We start from the raw sequence: 23,481 nt of genomic DNA, 5'->3' as shown, positions 1-23,481 counted from the left end.
CCCCCCCCCCCCCCCCTCCGACGTCTCAACCTTGCATCGCCGCCCAGACCCGCGCGGGGGTCAGCGGCATGTCGATATGGGTCACATCCTTGCCGGCAGAGCGCAGCGCATCCACCACCGCGTTGACCACCGCCGGCGGCGAGCCGATCGCCCCGGCCTCGCCACAGCCCTTCACCCCCAGCGGATTGTGGGTGCAGGGCGTCTGGCAGGAATGATCGACCTGATAGAACGGCACATCGTCAGCCCGCGGCATGGCGTAATCCATGAAGGAGGCCGACAGTAGCTGACCGTCCTCGTCATAAACACAGCCCTCCAAGAGCGCCTGACCGATGCCCTGCCCCAGACCGCCATGCACCTGACCGTCGACGATCATCGGGTTGACCACATTGCCAAAATCATCGGCGGCGGCAAAGCGTTCGATGGTGACCTTGCCGGTATCGGGATCGACCTCCACCTCGCAGGCATAGGCCCCCGCCGGATAGGTGAAATTGGCCGGGTCGTAGAACGCCGTCTCCTCCAGCCCCGGCTCGATCTCCTCCAGCGGGTAGTTATGCGGCACATAGGCGGCGAGCGTCACATCGCCCCAAGCGACGGATTTATCCGTGCCCGCAACCGAGAACTTTCCGTCCTTCAGCTCGATATCGGCATCTGCGGCCTCCATCAGATGGGCGGCAATCTTCTTGGCCTTGTTGATGATCTTCTCGGTCGCGCGCACCATGGCAGAGCCCCCCACCGCCAGCGAGCGGGAGCCATAGGTGCCCATGCCCATCGGCGCGTTGTTGGTGTCGCCATGTTCGATCTCCACCATATCCTCGGGGATGCCGATCATCTCGGAAATCACCTGTGGAAAGGACGTCTCATGCCCCTGCCCGTGGCTATGGCTGCCGGTCATCACCACGATGCCGCCGGTGGCGTTGACCCGCACTGTCGCACTCTCATAAAGCCCCGCGCGCGCGCCCAATTGTCCGACGAGGTTCGAAGGCGCAATGCCGCAGGCCTCGATATAGCAGTTCACACCCAGACCGCGCAGTTTGCCCGCCTTTTCGCTCTCGGCGCGGCGCGCGGCAAAGCCTGCGATGTCCGCGATCTCTTCGAGCTTATCCATCGTCGCCACATAGTCGCCGGTGTCATATTCCACGGCGACAGGCGTGGCATAGGGGAACTCGGTGACAAAGTTCTGCCGCCGGAGCGCTATGGGGTCGACATCCAGTTCTCCCGCCGCCTTGTCGATAACGCGTTCCAGCTGGAAGGTCGCCTCGGGCCGCCCCGCGCCGCGATAGGCATCGACGGGCACCGTATTGGTGAACACCGCCTTGACGTTCACATAGATCAGCGGCGTCTTGTAATTGCCCGCCATCAGCGTGCCATGCAGCCAGGTGGGCACCGAGGGCGCAAAGGTCGACAGATACGCCCCCATATTGGCGTAAGTTTCCGTGCGCAGCGCGGTGAAGTTGTTGTCCGCGTCCAGAGCCAGTTCGATCTTGGTCACATGATCGCGGCCATGGGCGTCGGACATAAAGGCCTCGGACCGCGAGGAGGTCCATTTCACTGCACGATTGAGCGCCTTGGCGGCAAAGGTGCAGAACGCCTCTTCGGCGTAGTGAAAGATCTTGGAGCCAAAACCGCCGCCCACATCCGGGGCCACCACGCGCAATTTATGCTCCGGGATGCCAAGCACAAAGGCCCCCATCAAAAGCCGGATCACATGCGGGTTCTGGCTGGTGGTATAGAGCGTGCTTTCACCGGTGGCGCGGTTGAAATCGCCCACCGCCACGCGCGGCTCCATCGGGTTGGCGACCAGACGGTTGTTGACCAGCTCCAGCGTGGTGACATGCGCGGCCTCATCAAAGGCCTTGGCCACCGCCTCCTTGTTTTCCTCCACAAAACCCCAGTCGTAGCAGAGGTTGGAGGTCAGATCGTCGTGGACCTTGGGCGCGCCGTCCTGCAGCGCCGCCTTCATGTCGATCACGGCGGGCAGGTCTTCGATCTCCAGCTCGATCGCCTCGGCGGCATCGCGGGCCAATTCGGCGCTTTCGGCCACCACGGCGGCAATGGGATCGCCCACATGGCGCACCTTGCCCTGCGCCAGCACCGGATGCGCCGGTTCCTGCATCACCTCGCCAAAGCGGTCGGTCACTTGCCAGCCGCAGGGCAGCCCGCCAACGCTTTCGAAATCCGCGCCGGTGAACACCCGCAGCACGCCGGGCATCGCTGCCGCCGCGGCAGTCTCAAGCGAGGTGATCCGCCCATGCGCCACATCCGAGCGCAGGAAATGCACATAGGCCTGACCGTTTACATTGATGTCGTCGGTATAATTGCCGGTTCCCGTCAGGAACCTGATGTCTTCGCGCCGTTTGGTGGCGGCGCCGATGCCGCTCTCCTTGGCGTCAATATCCTTGGGCATAATCCAAACTCCTCCCAGAATGCGGGCCGGGTCCTTTTGGGCTGTTGCGCTTTGGGCTCCTCTTCCCGCCGCGCCGCCTGACCGAGCGGTCCGCTGGATTGATACGGGCTACGTTCCTCAGCCCGTCTGCAAACGGGCTGGCACAGGTCACTTGGGGCGGGCGTTATTCCGCCGCGATCGAGGTCACGTCCTGACCCGAGGCTGCCATGATCGCCTTGACGATATTGTGGTAGCCGGTGCAGCGACAGAGGTTGCCCTCCAGATAATGGCGGATCTCTCCCTCGGAGGGTTTTGGGTTCTCCTTCAGCAGCGCCGCTGCCGACATCACCATGCCGGGCGTGCAAAATCCGCATTGCAGCCCGTGGTGTTCCTGAAACGCCGCCTGTATCGCGTTGAGTGTGCCGTCAGGAGCCGCCTGGCCTTCGATGGTGGCAACCTCCGCCCCTTCGGCCTCAAGCGCCAGCATGGTGCAGGATTTCACCGCCTTGCCGTCCACATGGACAACGCAGGCACCGCATTGGCTGGTGTCGCAGCCCACATGGGTGCCGGTGAGCCCCTGCTGGTCGCGCAGGAACGACACCAAGAGTGTACGACCTTCGACCTCCCCGGACATGGGGCGACCGTTCACGGTCATGGAGACCTTCGTCATAAATTCCTCCCTAGCTTGAAATTCTTTGTCTGGCTGAGATCAGTTAATCACGCGTCTTGAGATGGCGCGAGGAATTTTTGCGGCAAGGGGCGCGGCGTGAGGTTTTCCCCTCTGACCGACAGGAACGGGCTTCGGTGTTTACTCCCCATCCCGCCGCGGCCGCGGCCGGGTCGGGATTTCCTTCAACAGACCGCCCACGCCCATCGCGGCAATATCCGCCGACGTCACCTCAATGCCGCAGACCACCCGCTCCAACACCCAGTCGGCACCATTGAGCGCCGGCGAGCGGGCGCAGCCCGGCAGGCCGATCACCGGCTTTTGCCCCAGCTGGCCGAGGAACAGCAGGTTGCCCGGATCCACCGGCATGCCAAAGCGCGTGACCGTGCCCCCCGCCAGCCGCACCGCCTCGGGGGCGACATCGGCGGGGTCGGAGGTGGCAGAGCCGGTGAGGACAAACAGCACCTCGCCCGGGGCGTCGCCCAACGCCTGCGCAATATCCGCGGCGCGGTGCGGCACCACCACGCGGGGGCTGAGGGTCATTGCCATCCGGTCCAGCCGCCCCGCCATCGCGGCGCGACCCTTGTCGGCGGGCGTGTCCTCGGTCACCCGGGTTTCGATCAGGCTGGCGGTGCCATAGACCGGCGGCAGCACCTGAAGCGCCGCCCAGGCCGCCGCCACGGCGCGGGCCAGATCCGCATCGGGCACCGCGTAGGCGATGATCTTGATCGTCGCGACCATGCTGTTTGCATCCACCCGGTGAAAATCCGGCACCGTCGCCACCGAGATCATCGGATCGACGCTGTTCATCGCCAGGATCTGATCGGCGCGCACCCGTGCCACCCCCGGCGTGGTGGCATAGAGGTTCACCCGCCCGGCCCCCGCACCCGAGATCCGGAGCCCCAGTGCCGCCGCATCCGGCGCCATCGCCTGCGCGAGCCGCAACGCCGCATCATCCTCATGCAGGTCACAGGGGTCCAGCCGCGCGGCGATCACCTCGGTATGGCCAGCGGCCCGAAGGGCGTCGAGGTCCTGCGCCGTCAGCCGCGTGCCCTTGGCAATCCGACCGCCGGCCCCTTGCAGCGAGTGCGCCAAGAGCGCCCCCTCGGCGGCGGTCAGCGCGAGTGGGCCGAATTTCATGCCACCTTGCCCCGCAGCACGCCGGTCATTTCGGCGAGGATCGACACCGCGATTTCCGCCGGGCTGGCGGCGCCGATGTCAAGCCCGACAGGCCCGTGGACGCGGGCCAGATCGTCCTGCGAGAAGCCCGCCGCGATCATCCGCTGCTGGCGCTGGCCGTGGGTGCGTTTGGAGCCCAGCGCGCCGATATAGAAACACTCCGCCCGCAGCGCCGCCATCAGCGCCGGGTCATCCAGTTTGGGATCATGGGTCAAGAGCACCAGCGCGGTGCGCGCATCCAGTCCCAGTTTTTCTACCGCCTCATCTGGCCAGTCGTCGAGAATGCGCTCGCCCGGGAACCGCTCGGCAGAGCCAAAGGCGGCGCGCGGTTCGATCAGGATCGGGTCATAGCCGGCGATCCGGGCCATCGGCACCAGCGCCTTGGCGATATGCACCGCGCCGACCAGGATCAGCCGCAGCGGCGGGTTGTGCACCGCCACGAAGGTCTCGCCATCCTCCTCGACACCGGAGCGATCCATCCGCATGCGGTCGGGGTAGGAGGCGGTATTGACCAGATGGCCCTGACCGCTGGTCAGGTTGACCTCATAGGCCAGCGGGCGGCGTTCGGCACGGGCCAGCACCAGCGCCTCCAATGTCTCTTCGTCCAGCGTCTTGCCGACCGGTTCCAGCAGCACCTTGATGGTGCCGCCGCAGGCCAGCCCGACGGCAAAGGCATCATCATCGCTGACGCCGAATTCCAGCAGTTTGTGGGCGCCCTGCGCCAGCGCCTCTTGCGCCTCCAGGATCACCGCCCCCTCGACGCAGCCGCCGGAGACCGAGCCCTCGATGCGGCCATCACCGCCCACCACCAGTTGCGAGCCGGTGCGGCGCGGCGCCGAGCCCCAGGTCTGCACCACCGTGCACAGCACCGCGCCGATCCCTTCGCGGTGCCAGTGCAGCGCCAGTTCGGGGGCGTTTTCAAAGCGGGCGGCGTCAGCCTGTTCGGTGCCAGATGTCATGGTGTGGATCCCGGTGCCTGTTGCCCCTCAAAGCTTGGCCCTAAAGCCGCGAAGATCAAGGACAAATCGTGCCAAATTGCGCCTGCCGGTGGCGTGCGGCGGCGGGGGGCTGCGTGCTCACTCCGCCAGCATCGCCAGCAGCCGCGCTTTTTCGCCGGCATCCTCGGGGCGCGAGATCACGGCGGCCAGATCTTCGAGCGCGGCAATGCTGTGACCGGCGCGCAGGCTGTCCACATGGGGCAGCATGGCGCGGATGCCCTGGGCGCGCGGGGCAAACCCGTCCCACCGCAACAGCGGGTTGAGCCAGATCAGGCGCCGGGAAGACAACCGCAGGCGCTGCATCTCGCGGGCCAGGTCCTCCGGTGCTTCGCGATCCAGCCCGTCGGTCACCAGGAGCACCACCGCCCCCTGCCCCATCACCCGGCGCGACCAGTCGCGGTTGAAGGCATGCAGACAGGCGCCGATCCGGGTGCCGCCCTGCCAGTCCTGCGCCTCGGCCCCGGCGGCGGCCAGCGCTGCGTCCACGTCACGCTGGCGCAGATGCCGGGTGATATTGGTCAGGCGGGTGCCGAAGGTGAACCCATGCACATTGGCCCAGCCCTGTGACTTGCGGCCGCCACGCGCATTGGCGACAGCATGCAGGAACTGCAGCACCATGCGGCTGTACTGGCTCATCGAGCCGGAAATGTCGCAGAGCACCACCAGGGTCGGATCGCGCTCTGCCCGGGCGGTCCGGGCCATCCGGTGGATGTCGCCCCCGGTGCGGCAGGCGTCCCGTATCGTGCGCCGCCAATCCGCCCGCGCGCCATGCGCATCCGGTCGATGGCGGCGCGTTTTCAACGGTTTCACCGGCAGGGTCAGACCTGCAAGCATGCGTTTGGCCGCGGCGATCTCCGCCGCGCTCATCTGTTCGAAATCCAGCGTCTTCAGCCGCTCCTCGGCCGAGAGCGTCATGGTTGCGTCCAGCTCGATCTCGGTGCCTTCGGGCGTGTCTTCGGGCGGCACATCGGGCAGTTGCCCGTCGAGCAGCGCCTCGGCGGCGCGTTTCTCGGCGGGTTTGGCGCCGCGCTCCTCCTGCACGCCGCGGATCGCGGGCAGCATCGCCGCCATCATGTGTTCCAGATAGCGCGGATCGCGCCAGTAGAGCCGGAACACCTGCGCAAACACCGCCCGGTCCTCGGGGCGCGACACAAAACAGGCGTGCAGCGTCCAGTAGAAATCGCGCCGCGAGGTGAACCCCGCCGCGGCCACCGCCTCCACCGCGTCAATGACGCGCCCGGTGCCGACCTTCAGCCCGGCCTTGCGCAGCGCCCGGGCGAAATGGGTGAGATTGGCCACCAGTTTCGGGCGATCCGGCAGAGCACGTTGGGCATAGTCCGCCATCAGCACGCGCGGGGGCCTTGCCCCCGCACCCCCAGGATATTTTCAAAAAGATGAAGGCGCATGTCAGCCCTCCGGCAGCGCGGCACGGGCCTGATCCAGCAGGCGCTTGGCCTCGGACTCCTGGAGTTTTGCAATGTCGTCCTGATATTTCAGGATCGCGCCCAGCGTGTCGGCGATGACTTCGGGGCTGAGCGCCACCACGTCAAGCGCCAGCAGGCAGTTGGCCCAATCGATGGTTTCGGCCACGCCGGGTTTCTTGAACAGATCCTCGGTACGCAGCGCCTGCACAAAGGCGACCACCTCGCGGCTGAGGGTCTCGGCGGCCTCGGGGACGCGGGCGCGCAGGATCTGCATCTCGCGGTCGAAATCGGGATAATCGACCCAGTGATAGAGGCAGCGCCGCTTCAACGCGTCATGCACCTCGCGGGTGCGGTTGGAGGTGAGGATCACCGTCGGCGGCTCTGGCGCCTTGATGGTGCCCAACTCCGGAATGGTGACCTGGAAGTCCGAGAGCGCCTCCAGCAGGAAGGCCTCGAACGGCTCGTCGGTGCGGTCCAGCTCGTCGATGAGCAGGATCGGCGCGCCGCGCGGGTCAGGTTGCATCGCCCGCAGCAAGGGCCGCGCGATCAGGAAATCCTCGGAGAACATCTCGGTTTGCAGGGTCTTGCGGTCGGCGGTGCCGGAGGCCTCGGCGGCGCGGATCGCCACCATCTGGGCGGCAAAGTTCCACTCATAGACCGCACTGGCCGCATCCAGCCCTTCGTAGCATTGCAGCCGGATCAGAGGCCGGCCGGTGACGGTGGACAGCGCCCTTGCGATCTCGGTCTTGCCGACGCCAGCCTCGCCCTCCAGGAACAGGGGCCGACCGAGGCGGGCGGAGAGGAAGACCACGGTGGCCAGCGCCCGGCCACAGACATAGCCGGCCGCGGCCAGCCGGGCCTGCACCGCGTCGATCGATGCAAATCCCTGCGTCCCTGCCGCCTGCTGCGGCATCGCTTCTGTTGCCTCTGTGGTCATCCGCCCGCGTGCCCCTGTATTGCATATTCCGACGCCCAGAGGACACGCTCTGCGCCCAGCCGTCAACAGCCGTCAACAGGCGTCACGCGGAGGCGATGCAACAGGTGTGGTGTTCTCCTGTCAGGGCAATTGACGGCGCGCGCGCGGGGATGCAACAAGTCATACGCGCGCACAGCCCCGGACACAGGGGGCAGACGCACAGGGGCAGACGCACAGGGGCAGAGGGCAGACCGGACCGCGCCGCGGCCTGGGTCGACGAGGGGAAGGAACAGCGACATGCGCATCACCGCGGTGACCTGCGTCAAGAACGAGGGTCCGTTCCTGCTGGAGTGGATTGCCTATAACCGCCTGATCGGGGTGACCGATTTCCTGTTCTACTCCAACGATTGCAGCGATGGCACCGATGCGCTGCTGGATGCGCTGGCGGCGCGGGGCGGTGTCACGCATCTGCCCAACCCGGCGAAGGGGCGCGCCTATCAGATGGAGGCGCTGAAGGATTGCGCCCACCAGCCGGTGGTGCAGCAGGCCGACTGGCTGTGGATCGCGGATGTGGACGAGTTCCTCAACATTCATGTGGGCGATCACAGCATCCCGGCGCTGATTGCCGCCTGCGCCGAGCCGCAGGCGATTTCGCTCAATTTCCAGTTCTTTGCCAATGGCGGGGTCGAGGCGTTTGAGGACCGTCCGGTGATCGAGCAATTCACCCGCAGCCACAACCCGGATGTCTGGTGCGGCGAGACGGCGATCGAGGTCAAAACGCTGACCCGGCGGGACTTTCCGCTGGGCTATTACGGCGCGCATCGCCCGTTCCTGCGCAAGAACACCCCGGCCGAGGCCCGCCCGCGCTGGTGCGACGGCAGCGGACGGGCGGTGCCGCACCGGTTTCTGGTGGCGGCAAACCCGCGCCGCATCCGCAAGTTTCCCGCCCGTGGCGCGCGCGCGCTGGCGACGCTCAACCACTATGCACTGCGGGCGCTGGACAGCTATCTGGTCAAGACCGACCGCGGCGATGTGAACCGCGAGAACCGGGCCTTTGACGACACTTACTGGCGCGAGCGCAATGACCCGGCCTGGGAGGATCGCTCGATCCAGCGGATGCTGCCGGCCCTGCACGACGCGCTGGCGGAACTGAAGGCCGATCCGGAGATCGCCCGCCTGCACGCGGAGTGCGTGGCGCGTCATCTGGCGCGGCGGGATGCGCTGCTGGCGGACCCCGCCTATCAGCAGATGCGGGCGCAGTTGCAGGCCGCCGCGCCGCTGCCACCGCAGGAAGACGCCATGCTGCAGCGACTGGGACTGGCGTGAGGCCGCACTGATGGGACTGGACGTCATCAACCTCGGACTGCCGAAATCCGGGACCACCACGCTGAAGAACGCGCTGATCCGCGCCGGCTACCGCGTGGCCGATCACCGTATCAAGGACCAGGAAGATCCCGCTGATCCAAGCGACCGCGTGTTTGTCGGCAACCTGATGTACGAGGGGCTCTATAAATACGGCGACCCGGCGGCGCTGCTGTCGGGCTATACCGCGCTGAGCGAGGTGAGCTTTATCTACGGCGGCAATTCGGTCTGGCCGCAATGCGACCATGCGATGCTACTGGCGCTGCGCAAGCTGCACCCAAAACTGCGCTTTGTCGCCACCCGGCGGGCGACCGAGGAGATGGCGCGTTCGATCATGCGCTGGAACAACCTCGGCAAGCTGCGCCTGCCGCTGTCGACGGTGCCGGGGTTGCCGGTCGGATATGGGCACGACATCGACGAGCAGATGATCTGGATCGATGGCCATTACGAGGCGCTGGCCCATTGGTTCCGCGATGACCCCCTGTATCTGGAGGTCGATGTGGCCGCAGCGGACGCGCCGCAGCGGCTGGAGCGGTTCCTGGGGCGGCGCCTGCCCTGGTGGGGACAGTCCAACATCAATCCGGACGGGGAACGCCAGCCCCCGTCCGACGCGGCGCCGGACACAGCGCAGGACACAACGCAGGACAGGGCGGGCTGATGCGGATCTATCTACATATCGGGCTTCATGTGGCGGGCGCGACGCGCGTGCAGGCGGTGCTGGCGGAGAAACGGGCGCAGCTGCTGGACAAGGGCGTTCTGGTGCCCCGCGCGGCGGGGGCCAAGAACCACACCCGCCTGTTCATGGCGGTCACCGATCCCGATCACGTCGACCCGCTGCGCTACAATCGCGGCTACATCGGCGCGGCCAAACAGGCCCAGCTGCGCGAGACGCTGCTGGAGGATCTGCGCCGCGACGTGGCCCAGCACAGCCCGCACACGCTGATCCTGAGCGCCCATCAGCTGGGCACGCAGCTGTCGCGCCGCAGCGAATTGGACCGGCTGAAGGCGCTGCTGGCGCCGCTGTCGGAGGATATCCGCATCGTGGCGCATCTGGACGCACAGGCGCGGATGCTGGCGGAGGTCTTTGCCGCGCAGGTTCTCGAAGGGCGCGCCGCCGGGCTGGCCCGCGAGGTGGAGATGACGCGCGAGGACAGCTGGTGGCAGGCGGCCCTGGAGACCCTGCCGCCGGTGGATCCCCAGGCCGGTCAGTTCGAGGAAAGCCAGGGCGCGCCCTTCTGGCTCGATTATCTGGCGCTGCAAGAGTTCTGGGAAGAGGTCTTTGGCGCCGGCTCGGTGACCTTTCGCCCCTATGATCCGGCACGCTTCGGCAGCGCCGATGTGACCGAAGAAATCCGCGCCGCCTTTGACATCGATGGCCAGATCGGGCGGGTCGCCGAACAGCGGCCCGACGCGCCGATCCCGGCGGCCTGGCTGACGCGGGGGCGCCAGTTCAACGCGCTTTTGTTGCGGCTTCTGGCGCAGGGCAACCACATCCTGCCGCGCAAGCTGTGGCGGCAGATGATCCAGGATCTCCAGGTTGACGGTGCGCCCATCGACCCGGCCCGGCTGGGGGCGGTGACGCGGTTCTTTGCCGCCGACAACGCCCGCCTCTGTGCCCGGCATGCGGATCTGTCACCGGCGCTGTTTGATGTGGCGATCTCCTCCGAGGACTGGGCGGAGGCGGACCCGCAGATGGGGTTTCGCGCCTCGCAATACCTGCTGGCCTTCCTGCACCGGATCGAGAAAGCCACCCGCGAGGAGCGCGCCGCACGCGAGGGGGACTTGCAGGCGCACCGGAGCGCCCGCGCGGCGCAGGAGAGCGACGCGCCTGCCGCCCCGAGCGCCCGGGCCCAGCGGCTGATGCCACCGCTGGCGTTGAAGAATTTCGAGATGTTGCAGGGCTCCTCGTTCAAGCCGCACAACCGGATCGGCAGCCTCGACGAGACCACCCCGATGCCGCCCTACGCGGAAACGCCCGCACGCACGCTGCCCAAAGGCCGGAGCGGCAATGTGATCGTCGGCTGCATGAAGGATGAAGCGCCTTATATCCTGGAGTGGGTGGCCTATCACCGGATGATCGGGGTGGATCATTTCCTGATCTACACCAATGGATGCAGTGATGGCACCGCCGAGCTGCTGGATCGCCTGCAGGAGCTTGGTCTCCTCCAGCATCGCAACAACGACAACTGGAAGGGCAACTCGCCGCAGCAATACGCGCTGAACCAGGCGCTGAAAGAGCCGGTGATCAAACATGCCGACTGGGTGATCCATATCGACGTCGACGAGTTCATCAACGTGCGCTGCGGCAATGGCACGCTGGCGGATTTCTTTGACCATGTGCCGGAGGCCACCAATGTCGCGATGACCTGGCGGCTGTTTGGCCACAATGGCGTCACCGCGCTGGCCGACCGGCCGGTCATTGCCCAATTCGACCACTGCGCGCCGCAGTTCTGCCCCAAGCCGCATACGGTCTGGGGCTTCAAGACCATGTTCAAACCCATTGGCGCCTATCAGAAAATCTCCTGCCACCGGCCCAACAAGCTGGTGGAGGACAAACGCGCGCAGGTCACATGGGTCAATGGCTCCGGTCAGGACATGACGGCGGAGGTGGTCGACAACGGCTGGCGCAGCTCGAAGAAATCCATCGGCTATGACCTATTGCAGCTGAACCACTATGCGCTGCGCTCGGCCGAGAGCTTTCTGGTCAAACGCCAGCGCGGCCGCGCCCTGCATGTGGACCGTTCGATCGGGCTCAACTACTGGATCCGGATGGACTGGAACGATCACCGCGACATCACCATCCAGCGCAACCTGCCGCGCATGCAGGCGGAACTGGCGCGGCTGATGCAGGACAAGACCCTGCGCGATCTGCATGCGGCGGGGCTGGACTGGCACCGGGCCAAGGCTGCCGAGTTGCACCAGCGCGCGGAATTCGAAGAGCTGTACCAACAGGCGCTGGAGATCGACCTTAGCGCGACCGAACGCGTGGCCTGGGCGCTTTCGCTGGATCTGGAGAGCTGAGAATGCGCACGCTGGCTGTTTTGACCGTTCGCAACGAAGCCGCATTCCTGCTGGAGTGGCTGGCCCATCACAAGGCGGTGGGCTTCACCGATATTCTTGTCTTTTCAAACGATTGCGATGACCCCACGACCCAGATGCTGGACCGGCTGGATGCGCTGGGCCATCTGACGCATGAGGAAAACACCGGCCCCTTTGACAAGGGCGGCATCCAGTTCACCGCAATGAAACGCGCCGACAAGCACCCGCTGACCAAGGGCGCCGACTGGATTCTAGCGCTGGACATCGACGAATTTGTCAACATCCACGCCGGCAAGGGCCAGATCGCGGATCTGCTGGCCGCGCTGCCCGATGCGGATGCGATCACCCTGACCTGGCGGCTGTTCGGCAATGCCGATCAGGTGCGCTATCAGGGCGAGCGCGTCACCGACCGTTTCACCCGGGCCGCCCCGACGGTGATGCACTGGCCGTGGCGGGCGTCGATGTTCAAGACCCTGTTTCGCAACTCCGGCACCTATCGCAAGATCGGCATCCACCGCCCCCGCAGCATCAAGGACGACGACGCACTGGAGCAGTACCGCTGGTTCGATTGCGTCGGTCGCGAACTGATGGGGGATTTCAAGACCAAGCGGGTGTTTTCAAACTACGGTCAGGACAACTACCAGCTGGCGCAGCTGAACCATTATCCGCTGGGCGCGATGGAGAGCTATATCCTGAAGGCGGATCGCGGCCGTGCGGTGCATTCGGAGGACCTGCTGGACATCGACTATTGGGTGGAGCGCAATTTCAACACCGCCGAGGACACCTCCATCGCCCGCTACCGCCCGGCCCGCGACGCCATCCTCGACATGCTGCTGGAGGATCGCAAGCTGCGCAAACTGCACGACAGCGCGGTGCAATGGCGCAAGGACCGGTTCATGGAGCTGATGCGCCAGGAGCCCTATCGCGCCCTGTTCGGGCGGCTGATGATGACGCCCCCCTCGCGCCCCATCAGCGAAGTCACCGGGCGCACCCTGGCCGGTTTTGCCACCCTGGGCCGGCGTGGAACGCCGGTGACGCCGGTCGAGCGCAAGCCAAAGCCCGATGCCCCCTCCGGTCAGGATTGACACGGCCGCCCCCTGCCCCACCTGTCACAGCAGCGCAGCGTGGCGGCGATCGTCGACAATTGGGCCAAGGTTTTTCTAAATTTAGCCTCAATCTGCGCCTAGGTCTGGATCTGAACAACACCGAATAACGGGTGGCAGGTGGCGCGCATGCAGGACGACACAGATATACTGGAGCAGGACCTTTCCGGGTTGAAGCCCGCCGAATGGCAGCAGCGGCTGGCGGATATGGCCGAGGAAAACGGCATGTATCAGCCGCTGGGCCCGCGCCACTTCGCCACCTTCATCGATCAGGGCAACACGCTGCTGGTGACCTTCGAAAGCCGCCAGGGAATCGAGAGCTTTTCCGAGACCGCGCAGCCGCTGGGGTTTGACCTGGTGAAAAACCTGGGCTGGTCCCACCTCTGCCTGATTTCCGACGGCGACACCTGGTTCCGCGAAAACCGTATCTACGGTTTTTTCGACCAGTTGATCGACGACGGGTTCTTTGAGGAATTCGACAATGTCGTGTTCTATGGCGCCGGCCCCTGCGGCTATGCGGCGGCGGCCTATTCGGTGGCGGCCCCGGGCGCAACCGTGGTAGCAATCCAGCCGCAGGCGACGCTCGATCCGCGCATGACCGAATGGGACGACCGCTTTGTCGAGATGCGCCGCACCTCCTTTACCGACCGCTACGGCTATGCGCCGGACATGCTGGATGCGGCCGAGCGGGCCTTTGTGCTCTATGATCCCTATCAATCGCTGGATGCGATGCATGCGGCGCTGTTTGCCCGGCCCAATGTGACCCGCTTGCGGATGCCCTGCATGGGAGAGGCGATCCAGACGCGCCTGATCGAAATGGAGATCCTCTATCGGATCATGTCGCTGGCCGGTAGCGGGCGGCTGTCCGCCCCGGCATTCCACCGTCTGGCACGGGCGCGGCGGGACAACAATGTCTACCTGCGCAACCTATTGAACCGGCTGGATTATCTGGAGCGCCCCTATCTGACCATGCTGCTGTGCCGCAACGTGAACGACCGCCGCCGGATGCCACGGTTCCGCCGCCGCCTGCGGGCGCTGGAGGACCAGGCGGAACAGGGTGCTTTCCGCGCCCCCCCGCCCGGCCCGCAGACGCGGGGGTAACACCGGCGTTCGGAGCGCCTTCCCAAGTTCATGGGGCTGTGCTAACGCCTGCGCCATGACCCAGAGCCTGACGATCACCCGCCCCGACGACTGGCATCTGCATCTGCGCGACGGCGACATGCTGCGCGCGGTGCTGCCGGAGACCGCCCGCCATTTTGGCCGTGCCATCATCATGCCCAACCTGGTGCCGCCGGTGGTGACCGGCGAACAGGCAGGCGCTTACCGCGACCGCATCCTGTCCGCCCTGCCCGGCGACATGACGTTCGAGCCGCTGATGACGCTCTACCTCACCGAGGACACCGATCCGCAGGATGTCGCCGCCGCCCATGCGTCGGGTCTGGTGAAAGCGGTCAAACTCTACCCAGCCGGGGCGACCACCAACTCCGCTTCCGGCGTGCGCGATTTCGACAAGGTGCGCCCGGTGCTGGAGAAGATGGCAGAAATCGGCCTGCCGCTCTGCACCCATGGCGAGGTCACCGATCCCGACATCGACATCTTTGATCGCGAGGCGGTGTTTATCGACCGGGTTCTGGATCCGATCCGTCAGGCGACGCCGGGCCTGCGTGTGGTGATGGAACATATCACCACCAAGGACGCTGCCGACTACGTGCGGTCGCAGGATAAGGATCTGGGCGCGACCATCACCACGCATCACCTGATCATCAACCGCAACCACATCCTCGTCGGTGGCATCAAGCCGCATTACTACTGCCTGCCGGTTGCCAAGCGCGAAGAACACCGGATCGCCCTGCGCGCGGCCGCCACCTCGGGCGATCATCGGTTCTTCCTTGGCACCGACTCGGCCCCGCATACGGATGCCAACAAGCTGCAAGCCTGCGGCTGTGCGGGCTGTTTCACCGCCACCAACACCATGGCGCTGCTGGCGCATGTGTTCGAAGAAGACGGCGCGCTGGAGCAGCTCGAAGGCTTTGCCTCCAAGAACGGTCCCGCCTTCTACCGACTGCCGGAAAACCCCGGCCAGATCACGCTGGTGAAACAGGACGCGCCCGTCGCGTTCCCGGAACAGGTCGACACGCCGGACGGCCCCGTGACCGTCTTTGACCCCGGATTCCCGGTGCATTGGACCGTCGCCTGACTTCATCTTCTCGATAAATATCCCCGCCGGAGGCTCCCGCCCGCGCCTCTGGCACTCTGCTCTCGAAGGATACGCCATGATCCCCTCCTCCTACCCCTCAGCCGAAGAAATCGCCCGCCTCTCAGCCCGGATGCTGTTGGAAATCGGCGCGGTGAACTTCAACACCGATGAACCCTACACGCTGGCCTCCGGCTTGCCCTCGCCGAGCTACATCGACTGCCGCAAGCTGATCTCCTTCCCGCGCATTCGCTCCACCCTGATGGATTTCATGGCGGTCACCGTGATGCGGGATGCAGGCTTTGAGGCCTTTGACAATATCGCCGGCGGCGAAACCGCGGGCATTCCCTTTGCCGCCTTGGTGGCCGAACGCCTTGCCCTGCCGATGACCTATGTGCGCAAAAAGCCCAAAGGCTACGGCCGCAACGCCCGCATCGAAGGTGCGATGTCCGAGGGCGAGCGGGTTCTTCTGGTCGAGGACCTGACCACCGATGGCGGCTCCAAGCTCTCCTTTGTGGATGCGATCCGCGACACCGGCGCGACTTGCGGCCACACGGCGGTGATCTTTTATTACGACATCTTCCCCGAAACCACCAAGACGCTGGGCGATCACGGCGTCGCGCTGCACTACTTGTGCACTTGGTGGGACGTGCTGAAAGAGGCCCGCGCCCAGGGGGCTTTCAGCACCGAAACCCTTGACGAGGTAGAGAAATTCCTGCGCGATCCGCGCGCCTGGCAAGAGGCCAACAAGACAGGCTGAGGAAAACTTTCCCGCCAGAGCCCCTGCATACTGTGGACAAGGCCGCACCGAATCGGGGCGGCCTTTCCCATATTCTGTGGCCAAAGCAGGGGTGACACACCAGATACAGAAGCGGCGGTGGACCCGCGTGGTTTTTCGAAAAATTGCCCACACCCGTCTCTGCGGTTATCCTCAAACCATCCACAGGGATTTCCAGATGGAAATCCGGCCCGGTTCCGGCGTAGAACACGAGCCTATTAATAGAGAGCAGACATGAACGAGATCACCTCTTTCAACGGCGATCCACAGCCGCCCGCGTCCCCGGACGCCAGCGGTACGGCAGATGACGCACAGGCATCGGAATTGCCCCACTCCGTCGAGGCGGAACAGCAACTGCTGGGGGCAATTCTCACCAACAACGACGTCTACGACAAAGTCGCCTCGATCATAAACTCCTCGCATTTCTATGATCCCGTGCACGCCCGGATCTACGAGGTCGCCGCCGCCCGCATCTCGAAGAATGCGCTGGCCTCGCCGGTCACGCTCAAGGCCTTCATGGAGGACGACCAGGGCCTGCGCGAACTGGGTGGCCCCGCCTATCTGGCCAAGCTGGCCTCGGCCTCGATCTCCGCCTTTGCGGTGCGCGACTATGCGCAGATGATCTATGATCTGGCGATCCGGCGCGAGTTGATCGCCCTTGGTCAGACCATCGCCGAAAAGGCCCGCCGCGTCGATGTCGCCTCCGAACCCAAGGAACAGATCGTCGAGGCGGAACAGTCGCTCTATCAACTGGCCGAACAGGGCCAGACCGAACAGGGGTTCAAATCCTTTCTGCGCGCGGTGACCGAGGCGGTCAATGTCACCAATGAGGCCTACCAGCGTGGCGGCGGCATGGCCGGGATTTCCACAGGGCTTGACGATCTCGACAAACAACTCGGCGGGTTGCACCCCTCGGACCTGTTGATCCTCGCCGGGCGTCCCTCGATGGGGAAAACCTCGCTGGCCACCAACATCGCCTTCAACGTGGCCAAGGCCTACAAGCGCGGCATCAAACAGGACGGCAGCGAAGGCGCGGTGGACGGCGGTGTCGTCGGCTTCTTCTCGCTTGAGATGTCAGCCGAACAGCTGGCGGGCCGTATCCTGGCCGAAGCCTCCGAGATTTCCTCGCACAAGATCCGCCAAGGTGACATGACCGAGGAGGAATTCCGCCGCTTCGTGCAGGCCGCCAAGGACCTGGAGAGCTGCCCGCTCTTTATCGACGACACCCCCGCGATCCCGATCTCGCAGCTTGCGGCGCGCGCGCGACGTCTGAAACGGACGCATGGGCTCGATCTGCTGGTGATCGACTATCTGCAACTTTGCCGCGGCATGTCCGACAATCGGGTGAACGAAATCGCCGAGATTTCCATGGGGATGAAGGCCATCGCCAAGGAATTGAACATCCCCGTGGTCGCCCTCTCGCAGCTGTCACGTCAGGTGGAAAGCCGCGAGGACAAACGCCCGCAGCTGTCGGACCTCAGGGAATCGGGCTCAATCGAACAGGACGCCGATGTGGTGATGTTTGTGTTCCGCGAAGAATACTACAAGGAACGCGAAAAACCCGGCGATCACGAGCTTGACAAGATGGAAGAGTGGAAACAGGCGATGGAGCGTCTGCACGCCAAGGCCGAAGTCATCGTCGGCAAGCAGCGTCACGGCCCCATCGGCACGGTGGAACTGGCGTTCGAGGCGCAATTCACCCGCTTTGGCAACCTTGCTAAATCCTGGCAACAGCAGCCCGACGGCTATTGAGCGCAAAACCGCGCCGGGGCCACTGACCTCCTTCATCTGGCCCCTTCATCTTTTTAAAAAATATCTCGGGGGAGGCCCTTCGGGCCGGGGGCAGCGCCCCCTCCCCGCCCGCAAACACAGCGCAACAGCCTGCCCAAAGCCACACCGCTGCGGTTTCCCCCTTGACCCCGGTGGCCTCCATGTCATGAACGACGCATGAGTACGGCACGTTTGAAAATCAACCTCGATGCGCTGGCGATCAACTGGCGCAATCTGGATGCCAAGACCAACTGCGAGACCGCAGCGGTGGTCAAGGCCAATGGCTATGGCCTGGAGGCTGGCCGCGTCGGCAAGGCGCTGGCCCAGGCAGGCGCACGCAACTTCTTTGTCGCCATCGCCGAAGAGGGCATCGCGCTCCGGCGCGCGCTGGGACCGGGACCCGGGATTTCGGTCTTTTCCGGTCATATGGAGGGGGACGCAAAACTGTTGCGCGACTTCCAGCTGACGCCGATGCTCAATTCGCTCGACCAGATGCTGCGCCATTTCGAGAGCCTTCCGGGACATCCCTTTGGCGTGCAGCTCGACAGCGGCATGAACCGGCTCGGGATGGAGGCCGCCGAATGGATGGCGGTGCGCGACATTGCACTGGATCAGAACCCGGTCCTCTTGATGTCGCATCTGGCCTGTTCGGATGAACCCGGCCACGGCATGAACCCCTATCAGCTCAAGAACTTCATCGAGATGACCGAGGGGCTGAACCTGCCCCGCTCGCTCGCCGCCACCGGCGGTCTACTTCTGGGCCGCGACTATCACTTCGATCTCTGCCGCCCGGGCATCGGTCTTTATGGCGGTGCGCCCTACAGCGACGCGCTGCCGGTGGTCGAACTGGAAGTGCCGGTGATCCAGATCCGCGACCTCGCGCCCGGCGAAAGCGTGGGCTACGGCAACACCTGGATCGCACAGCGCGACACCCGCATTGCCACCATTGCCGCCGGCTACGCAGACGGTCTGCACCGCGCCTTTCAGCGGCAGGGCATCATGGCCTATGCAGGCTCCACCCCCTGCCCCGTGGTGGGGCGGATCTCGATGGATCTGGTCACCGTTGACGTCACCGATCTGGACGATGTGCCCCCTTATCTGAGCCTGATGAACGAGGCGCAGACGGTGGATGTGCTGGCCAATGCCGCCGATACCATCGGCTATGAGGTTCTGACCGCGCTCGGCAACCGCTATGCGAGGACCTATAGCGCATGAGCCCCATCTCCGCCCTTGGGATGATCGGCCGCACCTCGCTGGGCCGCCTCGCGGCCCTCGGGCGGATCACCCGCTTTGCCGCCTCGACCTTCAGCCACATGCTGCGCCCGCCGTTTTACCCGCGCGAGTTTGCCAATGCGCTGCTGCAGGTCGGCTGGCTCAGCCTGCCTGTCGTTGCCCTGACCGCGATTTTCACCGGCGGCGCGCTGGCGCTGCAGATCTACGCCGGCGGCGCGCGCTTCAATGCCGAGGCCGTGGTACCGCAGATCGTCGCCATCGGCATGGTCCGCGAGTTGGGCCCGGTGCTGGTTGGCCTGATGATCGCCGCGCGCGTGACCTCTTCGATTGCCGCCGAAATCGCCACCATGAAAGTCACCGAGCAGATCGACGCGCTGGTGACGCTCTCCACCAACCCGATGAAATACCTTGTCGCGCCGCGTGTGCTGGCGGCCCTGATCACCGTGCCGGTGCTGGTTGGCGTCGGTGACATCATCGGCATCATGGGCGGCTATGTGGTCGCCACCGAGACCTTGGATTTCAACGCCGCTGCCTACCTCAAGAACACGGTCGACTTTCTCGAGTTGCGCGACATTGTCTCCTCCCTCGTGAAGGGCGCAGCCTTCGGCACCATCGCCGCCCTCATGGGCTGCTACTACGGCATGCAGTCGGGCCGCGGCGCGCAGGGCGTGGGCCGCGCCACCAAAGGCTCGGTCGAGGCCGCGGCCGTGCTGATCCTCGCCGCCAACTTTGTGCTGACCGGGGTGTTCTTTTCGCTATGACCCATCCGATGATTGAAATGCGTCAGGTCGCCAAGGCCTTCGGCTCCAACGAAGTTCTGCGCGGTGTCGATCTGGAGGTCGCCAAGGGCTCCTCTCTGGTCATCATCGGCGGCTCCGGCACCGGCAAGTCGGTGGCGCTGAAATGTGTGCTTGGCCTGATTGAGCCCGACACCGGTGAAATCCGCGTGGATGGCAAACCCGTGGGCCAGGGCGACCGCGATGCCTTCCTTGCCCGCTTTGGCATGTTGTTTCAGGGGGCGGCGCTGTTTGACAGCCTGCCGGTCTGGCAGAATGTGGCCTTTCGCCTGTTGCGGGGCCGCCTTGCTCGCCCCCGTGATGAGGCCCGCGAGATCGCCATCGAGAAACTCCGCCGTGTGGGCCTGAAGGCCGATGTCGCCGACCGCCTGCCCGCAGAGCTGTCCGGCGGTATGCAAAAACGCGTCGGCCTCGCCCGCGCAATTGCCGCCGACCCGGAGATCATCTTTTTCGACGAGCCCACCACCGGGCTCGATCCGATCATGTCCGGCGTCATCAACGACCTCATCCGCGAGATCGTGGTGGAGATGGGCGCCACCGCCATGACCATCACCCACGACATGACCTCGGTGCGTGCCATTGCCGACAATGTCGCCATGCTCCACGGTGGCAAGATCCGCTGGACGGGTCCTGTGGCAGAGATGGATCAGTCGGGCGATCCTTACGTGGAACAGTTCATCTCCGGCAGCGCGGAGGGTCCGATCGAGGCGGTGCGGTAGAACAGCGTTAGCTCCAATTTTTTAAAGAGTTTTATTTATGAATTTAAACGTATTACTCGGCGACATGATCGCCGCCATATTCGCGCCAATCGTTGAGGCTATACTCGGCCTGTTTGCAGCCTTTGTCAGCCTGATCGCAGAATTGCTCTCACCTGTACTTGCCCCGATTGTTGCCCCCGTTGTCGACGCCATCATCTGGGTTTATCTGGCCCTCATTGCAGCATTCAGCCACTTGATATGGGGCCTTGTGCGGCTCTTGGGACTTGCAAGCCATGCACGCGGCATTTCGTTTGTGTTCTTCGCCGTTGCGATCGCGGCGATGCTTTATCTTCTGGCAGGGATGGCGCTTTTCTTTGAAGGCGACACTCAGAACATCCTGAGATCAGCCTACAGCACCCATTCCGTATTGGCTGCGTTTGTGGGCATGCTGGTCGCCGCCGCAATCGGCTCTTGTTTGCGCAACGATCCATCGGCCCCGAAACCAAAAGACACAATTGCCCAGACCACCGACGCGCCGCCCGTGGACACATCACATGTCCGCAGTCGCCGCCGCTCCTACGTCACGGGCGCTGTTCTGGCTGTGGGCTGCGGGATTCTGGGCCTGTGGGTCTACAACAATGTGCTGGCAGCAAAAGAGAAACGCCCTTGCACAAATACCGAAACCGCGATCATCGTGGCAGAACGGATTGTCGCATCGAAATCCGGCGCGCAAAACAGCTTTGATACGGAGAACCTGAAGTGTCGGCTTCCATGACTGCAGGCAGCGCGCGCGGCAAAACGCCTCTTCTCCTCCGCCTCGCCAACCTCTCCCTGCTGATCCTCTACCCCGTCGCGTGGTTTGCGCCTCTGTTGCGGGCGGGCCTGCTGCCGATCTTCGGCCTGTCGGAAATCTCCGTCCTCACCGGCCTTCAGAGCCTTTGGGACAGCGACATCGTGCTGGCGCTGGTGGTCACCGCATTTGCGCTCTTCGCCCCCTACCTCAAGACCATCGGCCTCGCCTTGGTGCAGTTCCGCCTGCTGGATGCGCGCAGCCTGCCCGTACTGAATATCCTCGGCAAACTTGCGATGGCAGATGTCTTCCTGATTGCGCTCTATATCACGCTGGCAAAAGGCATCAGCTACGCCACGATCGAGGTGGCCTGGGGGATGTATCTCTTTACCGCCTGCATCCTGGCCTCCATCACTCTGTCGATTCTGACGGACCGCCAGATCAAACGCGAGTCGGCGGCGGGTCAATGACGGCCCAGCGGGCCGCCGCGCCCCGCGCGGTCGCAGATCATTGAGGCGCAGGCGACTCGCATTAAGGCTGGACAAGGCGCGTTCAGGGCAGACCTGCCCCTGAACCGCTTCTCAGCAGCCCTTTCGCGCCGCGCCAGCGGCGCGCGGCCCAACAGGAGGAGATCATCTGTGATGATCGTGCGACTGGCGGGAGCGCCCCCGTGCGGATTGCAAACGCCCAGGGTCAGAATGGCACCAGGCCCCGGCGCCCCCTTGAACAAACCGGAAACATCTGCCACTGATCGCCCATGGCAAAGACAACTTTCTCCTGCTCCGCCTGTGGGGCCTCCTATTCAAAATGGTCCGGCCGCTGCGAGGGCTGCGGCGAATGGAACACCATTTCAGAGGACAAGGGCCTCACCTCCGCCGGTCCGGCCAAGAAATCGCTGGGCGCCATGCGCGGCAAGCGGGTGCCGCTCACCGATCTAGCGACGCAGGAAACACCCCCGCCGCGCACATTATGCGGGGTCGCCGAACTCGACCGCGTGCTTGGGGGCGGTCTGGTGGAGGCGTCGGCCATCCTTGTGGGGGGCGATCCCGGTATCGGCAAATCGACGCTCTTGTTGCAGGCGGCGGCGCAGTTCGCCCATGCGGGGTTGAAGACCGTCTATGTCTCCGGCGAGGAAGCCTCTGCCCAGGTGCGGATGCGGGCGCAGCGGCTGGGGCTGGAGCAGGCGCCGGTCAAGCTCGCAGCAGAAACCAATCTGCGGGATATCCTGACCACGCTGGAGGCGGAAAAGCCGCAGCTGGCCATTATCGATTCCATCCAGACCATGTGGGCGGACAATGTCGACAGCGCACCGGGGTCGGTCAGCCAGGTGCGCGCCGCCGCGCATGAGCTGACCACATTCGCCAAGACCAACGGCATCAGCATCATCATGGTGGGCCATGTCACCAAGGAGGGCCAGATCGCAGGCCCCCGCGTGGTGGAGCATATGGTCGACACGGTGCTCTATTTCGAGGGCGAGCGCGGTCATCAGTTCCGCATCCTGCGTGCGGTCAAGAACCGCTTTGGCCCCGCCGACGAGATCGGCGTGTTTGAGATGACCGGCGGCGGGCTGGCACAGGTCCTCAACCCCTCGGCGCTGTTTCTGTCCGAACGCGGTCAGCCCTCGCCCGGGTCGGTGGTCTTTGCCGGCATCGAGGGCACCCGGCCGGTGCTGGTGGAGATGCAGGCGCTGGTGGCGCCCTCGCCCCATTCACAGCCGCGCCGCGCGGTGGTGGGCTGGGACAGCTCGCGCCTTGCGATGATCCTCGCGGTGCTGGAGGCGCGCTGCGGCATCCCCTTTGCCGGGCTTGATGTTTATCTGAACGTCGCGGGTGGGATGAAAATCACCGAACCTGCCGCCGACCTGGCGGTGGCCGCGGCGCTGCTCAGCGCCCGCGAGGACACGGCACTTCCGGCGGATACGGCAATATTTGGCGAAATATCCCTGTCCGGGGCGCTCAGACCGGCGCCACAGACGGAAAACCGGTTGAAAGAAGCGCAAAAACTTGGTTTCACGTCAGCGATCGCTCCGAGCGGTGGCAAATCTGTCTCTGTCCCCGGCCTGACCCTGCGCCCGGCCGCCGACCTCACAGGATTTGTTGGCGAATATTTCGGAGCAGGCTAAAAGGCCACTCAAGAGATATTTCGCGGGC

20 protein-coding genes are annotated in these 23,481 nt (G+C 64.8%); 14 read left to right on the top strand and 6 right to left on the bottom strand.

Annotated elements, in window-relative coordinates; genetic code table 11:
- Nucleotides 1–25: 25 nt before the first annotated feature.
- From AC0QH1_RS27555 to AC0QH1_RS27530, 6 genes are all read right to left on the bottom strand, one after another.
- Nucleotides 26–2,404, bottom strand: coding sequence for a xanthine dehydrogenase family protein molybdopterin-binding subunit (locus tag AC0QH1_RS27555; protein WP_324634643.1), 2,379 nt, complete (start codon nucleotides 2,402–2,404; stop codon nucleotides 26–28).
- 163 nt (nucleotides 2,405–2,567) lie between these two features.
- Nucleotides 2,568–3,053 carry a (2Fe-2S)-binding protein gene (locus tag AC0QH1_RS27550; RefSeq protein WP_239323407.1) on the bottom strand — a complete coding sequence of 162 codons (486 nt, stop codon included), beginning with the start codon at nucleotides 3,051–3,053 and terminating at the stop codon, nucleotides 2,568–2,570.
- Between the two features lie 138 nt (nucleotides 3,054–3,191).
- Nucleotides 3,192–4,190 (bottom strand): molybdopterin-binding protein, encoded by a 999-nt coding sequence (locus AC0QH1_RS27545; protein WP_324634642.1) that lies wholly within the window; start codon nucleotides 4,188–4,190, stop codon nucleotides 3,192–3,194.
- Nucleotides 4,187–5,188, bottom strand: coding sequence for an XdhC/CoxI family protein (locus tag AC0QH1_RS27540; protein ID WP_324634641.1), 1,002 nt, complete (start codon nucleotides 5,186–5,188; stop codon nucleotides 4,187–4,189). Before AC0QH1_RS27540 ends, AC0QH1_RS27545 begins: the two co-directional genes overlap by 4 nt.
- A gap of 117 nt (nucleotides 5,189–5,305) precedes the next feature.
- Complete coding sequence (locus AC0QH1_RS27535) at nucleotides 5,306–6,571, bottom strand: VWA domain-containing protein (RefSeq protein ID WP_324634640.1); 1,266 nt, start codon at nucleotides 6,569–6,571, stop codon at nucleotides 5,306–5,308.
- Between the two features lie 63 nt (nucleotides 6,572–6,634).
- Nucleotides 6,635–7,588: a MoxR family ATPase gene (locus AC0QH1_RS27530; protein WP_324634639.1), complete on the bottom strand. Its 954-nt coding sequence runs from the start codon at nucleotides 7,586–7,588 to the stop codon at nucleotides 6,635–6,637.
- A 276-nt stretch (nucleotides 7,589–7,864) separates the two neighbouring features.
- Here AC0QH1_RS27530 and AC0QH1_RS27525 point away from each other — a divergent pair, with 276 nt between their 5' ends.
- The 14 genes from AC0QH1_RS27525 to radA all read left to right on the top strand — a co-directional run bounded on the left by AC0QH1_RS27525 (nucleotide 7,865) and on the right by radA (nucleotide 23,453).
- Nucleotides 7,865–8,893: a glycosyltransferase family 2 protein gene (locus AC0QH1_RS27525; RefSeq protein ID WP_324634638.1), complete on the top strand. Its 1,029-nt coding sequence runs from the start codon at nucleotides 7,865–7,867 to the stop codon at nucleotides 8,891–8,893.
- 10 nt (nucleotides 8,894–8,903) lie between these two features.
- Complete coding sequence (locus AC0QH1_RS27520) at nucleotides 8,904–9,587, top strand: sulfotransferase (protein ID WP_324634637.1); 684 nt, start codon at nucleotides 8,904–8,906, stop codon at nucleotides 9,585–9,587.
- Nucleotides 9,587–11,950 (top strand): glycosyltransferase family 2 protein, encoded by a 2,364-nt coding sequence (locus tag AC0QH1_RS27515; protein ID WP_324634636.1) that lies wholly within the window; start codon nucleotides 9,587–9,589, stop codon nucleotides 11,948–11,950. Before AC0QH1_RS27520 ends, AC0QH1_RS27515 begins: the two co-directional genes overlap by 1 nt.
- A 2-nt stretch (nucleotides 11,951–11,952) precedes the next feature.
- The gene (locus tag AC0QH1_RS27510; RefSeq protein WP_324634635.1) at nucleotides 11,953–13,053 is read left to right on the top strand and encodes a glycosyltransferase family 2 protein; all 1,101 of its coding nucleotides are present in this window, start codon (nucleotides 11,953–11,955) and stop codon (nucleotides 13,051–13,053) included.
- Between the two features lie 147 nt (nucleotides 13,054–13,200).
- The gene (locus AC0QH1_RS27505; protein ID WP_324634634.1) at nucleotides 13,201–14,172 is read left to right on the top strand and encodes a hypothetical protein; all 972 of its coding nucleotides are present in this window, start codon (nucleotides 13,201–13,203) and stop codon (nucleotides 14,170–14,172) included.
- Nucleotides 14,173–14,227: 55 nt separating this feature from the next.
- Nucleotides 14,228–15,268: a dihydroorotase gene (gene pyrC, locus AC0QH1_RS27500; protein ID WP_324634633.1), complete on the top strand. Its 1,041-nt coding sequence runs from the start codon at nucleotides 14,228–14,230 to the stop codon at nucleotides 15,266–15,268.
- A 76-nt stretch (nucleotides 15,269–15,344) separates the two neighbouring features.
- Complete coding sequence (locus tag AC0QH1_RS27495; RefSeq protein WP_324634632.1) at nucleotides 15,345–16,025, top strand: orotate phosphoribosyltransferase; 681 nt, start codon at nucleotides 15,345–15,347, stop codon at nucleotides 16,023–16,025.
- A 252-nt stretch (nucleotides 16,026–16,277) separates the two neighbouring features.
- Entirely contained in the window at nucleotides 16,278–17,795 is a 1,518-nt protein-coding gene (locus tag AC0QH1_RS27490) for a replicative DNA helicase (RefSeq protein ID WP_239367630.1), read from the top strand.
- A gap of 195 nt (nucleotides 17,796–17,990) precedes the next feature.
- Nucleotides 17,991–19,028: an alanine racemase gene (gene alr, locus AC0QH1_RS27485; protein ID WP_324634631.1), complete on the top strand. Its 1,038-nt coding sequence runs from the start codon at nucleotides 17,991–17,993 to the stop codon at nucleotides 19,026–19,028.
- Nucleotides 19,025–19,807 (top strand): MlaE family ABC transporter permease, encoded by a 783-nt coding sequence (locus AC0QH1_RS27480; RefSeq protein ID WP_239367634.1) that lies wholly within the window; start codon nucleotides 19,025–19,027, stop codon nucleotides 19,805–19,807. The genes alr and AC0QH1_RS27480 overlap by 4 nt, the downstream gene beginning before the upstream one ends.
- Nucleotides 19,804–20,562, top strand: a complete 759-nt coding sequence (locus AC0QH1_RS27475) for an ATP-binding cassette domain-containing protein (protein WP_324634630.1) — start codon at nucleotides 19,804–19,806, stop codon at nucleotides 20,560–20,562. Before AC0QH1_RS27480 ends, AC0QH1_RS27475 begins: the two co-directional genes overlap by 4 nt.
- Nucleotides 20,563–20,599: 37 nt before the next feature.
- Nucleotides 20,600–21,316 carry a hypothetical protein gene (locus AC0QH1_RS27470; protein ID WP_324634629.1) on the top strand — a complete coding sequence of 239 codons (717 nt, stop codon included), beginning with the start codon at nucleotides 20,600–20,602 and terminating at the stop codon, nucleotides 21,314–21,316.
- Nucleotides 21,313–21,801, top strand: a complete 489-nt coding sequence (locus AC0QH1_RS27465) for a paraquat-inducible protein A (protein ID WP_324634628.1) — start codon at nucleotides 21,313–21,315, stop codon at nucleotides 21,799–21,801. The genes AC0QH1_RS27470 and AC0QH1_RS27465 overlap by 4 nt, the downstream gene beginning before the upstream one ends.
- Before the next feature lie 287 nt (nucleotides 21,802–22,088).
- The gene (gene radA, locus AC0QH1_RS27460) at nucleotides 22,089–23,453 is read left to right on the top strand and encodes a DNA repair protein RadA (protein WP_324634627.1); all 1,365 of its coding nucleotides are present in this window, start codon (nucleotides 22,089–22,091) and stop codon (nucleotides 23,451–23,453) included.
- Nucleotides 23,454–23,481: the final 28 nt, after the last annotated feature.

Source organism: Phormidium sp. CCY1219 (assembly GCF_055795085.1).
The sequence above is the reverse complement of the archived record's forward strand: the minus strand, read 5'-3'. Positions and strand labels throughout refer to the sequence as shown.

Coding starts and splice junctions, on each gene's coding strand:
- AC0QH1_RS27465 (WP_324634628.1), top strand. CDS start 21,313: ATGACTGCAGGCAGCGCGCGCGGCAAAACGCCTCTTCTCCTCCGCCTC.
- AC0QH1_RS27540 (WP_324634641.1), bottom strand. CDS start 5,188: ATGACATCTGGCACCGAACAGGCTGACGCCGCCCGCTTTGAAAACGCC.
- AC0QH1_RS27475 (WP_324634630.1), top strand. CDS start 19,804: ATGACCCATCCGATGATTGAAATGCGTCAGGTCGCCAAGGCCTTCGGC.
- AC0QH1_RS27495 (WP_324634632.1), top strand. CDS start 15,345: ATGATCCCCTCCTCCTACCCCTCAGCCGAAGAAATCGCCCGCCTCTCA.
- AC0QH1_RS27555 (WP_324634643.1), bottom strand. CDS start 2,404: ATGCCCAAGGATATTGACGCCAAGGAGAGCGGCATCGGCGCCGCCACC.
- AC0QH1_RS27545 (WP_324634642.1), bottom strand. CDS start 4,190: ATGAAATTCGGCCCACTCGCGCTGACCGCCGCCGAGGGGGCGCTCTTG.
- alr (WP_324634631.1), top strand. CDS start 17,991: ATGAGTACGGCACGTTTGAAAATCAACCTCGATGCGCTGGCGATCAAC.
- AC0QH1_RS27530 (WP_324634639.1), bottom strand. CDS start 7,588: ATGACCACAGAGGCAACAGAAGCGATGCCGCAGCAGGCGGCAGGGACG.
- AC0QH1_RS27490 (WP_239367630.1), top strand. CDS start 16,278: ATGAACGAGATCACCTCTTTCAACGGCGATCCACAGCCGCCCGCGTCC.
- AC0QH1_RS27515 (WP_324634636.1), top strand. CDS start 9,587: ATGCGGATCTATCTACATATCGGGCTTCATGTGGCGGGCGCGACGCGC.
- AC0QH1_RS27535 (WP_324634640.1), bottom strand. CDS start 6,571: ATGGCGGACTATGCCCAACGTGCTCTGCCGGATCGCCCGAAACTGGTG.
- radA (WP_324634627.1), top strand. CDS start 22,089: ATGGCAAAGACAACTTTCTCCTGCTCCGCCTGTGGGGCCTCCTATTCA.
- AC0QH1_RS27480 (WP_239367634.1), top strand. CDS start 19,025: ATGAGCCCCATCTCCGCCCTTGGGATGATCGGCCGCACCTCGCTGGGC.
- AC0QH1_RS27470 (WP_324634629.1), top strand. CDS start 20,600: ATGAATTTAAACGTATTACTCGGCGACATGATCGCCGCCATATTCGCG.
- AC0QH1_RS27520 (WP_324634637.1), top strand. CDS start 8,904: ATGGGACTGGACGTCATCAACCTCGGACTGCCGAAATCCGGGACCACC.
- AC0QH1_RS27550 (WP_239323407.1), bottom strand. CDS start 3,053: ATGACGAAGGTCTCCATGACCGTGAACGGTCGCCCCATGTCCGGGGAG.
- pyrC (WP_324634633.1), top strand. CDS start 14,228: ATGACCCAGAGCCTGACGATCACCCGCCCCGACGACTGGCATCTGCAT.
- AC0QH1_RS27525 (WP_324634638.1), top strand. CDS start 7,865: ATGCGCATCACCGCGGTGACCTGCGTCAAGAACGAGGGTCCGTTCCTG.
- AC0QH1_RS27510 (WP_324634635.1), top strand. CDS start 11,953: ATGCGCACGCTGGCTGTTTTGACCGTTCGCAACGAAGCCGCATTCCTG.
- AC0QH1_RS27505 (WP_324634634.1), top strand. CDS start 13,201: ATGCAGGACGACACAGATATACTGGAGCAGGACCTTTCCGGGTTGAAG.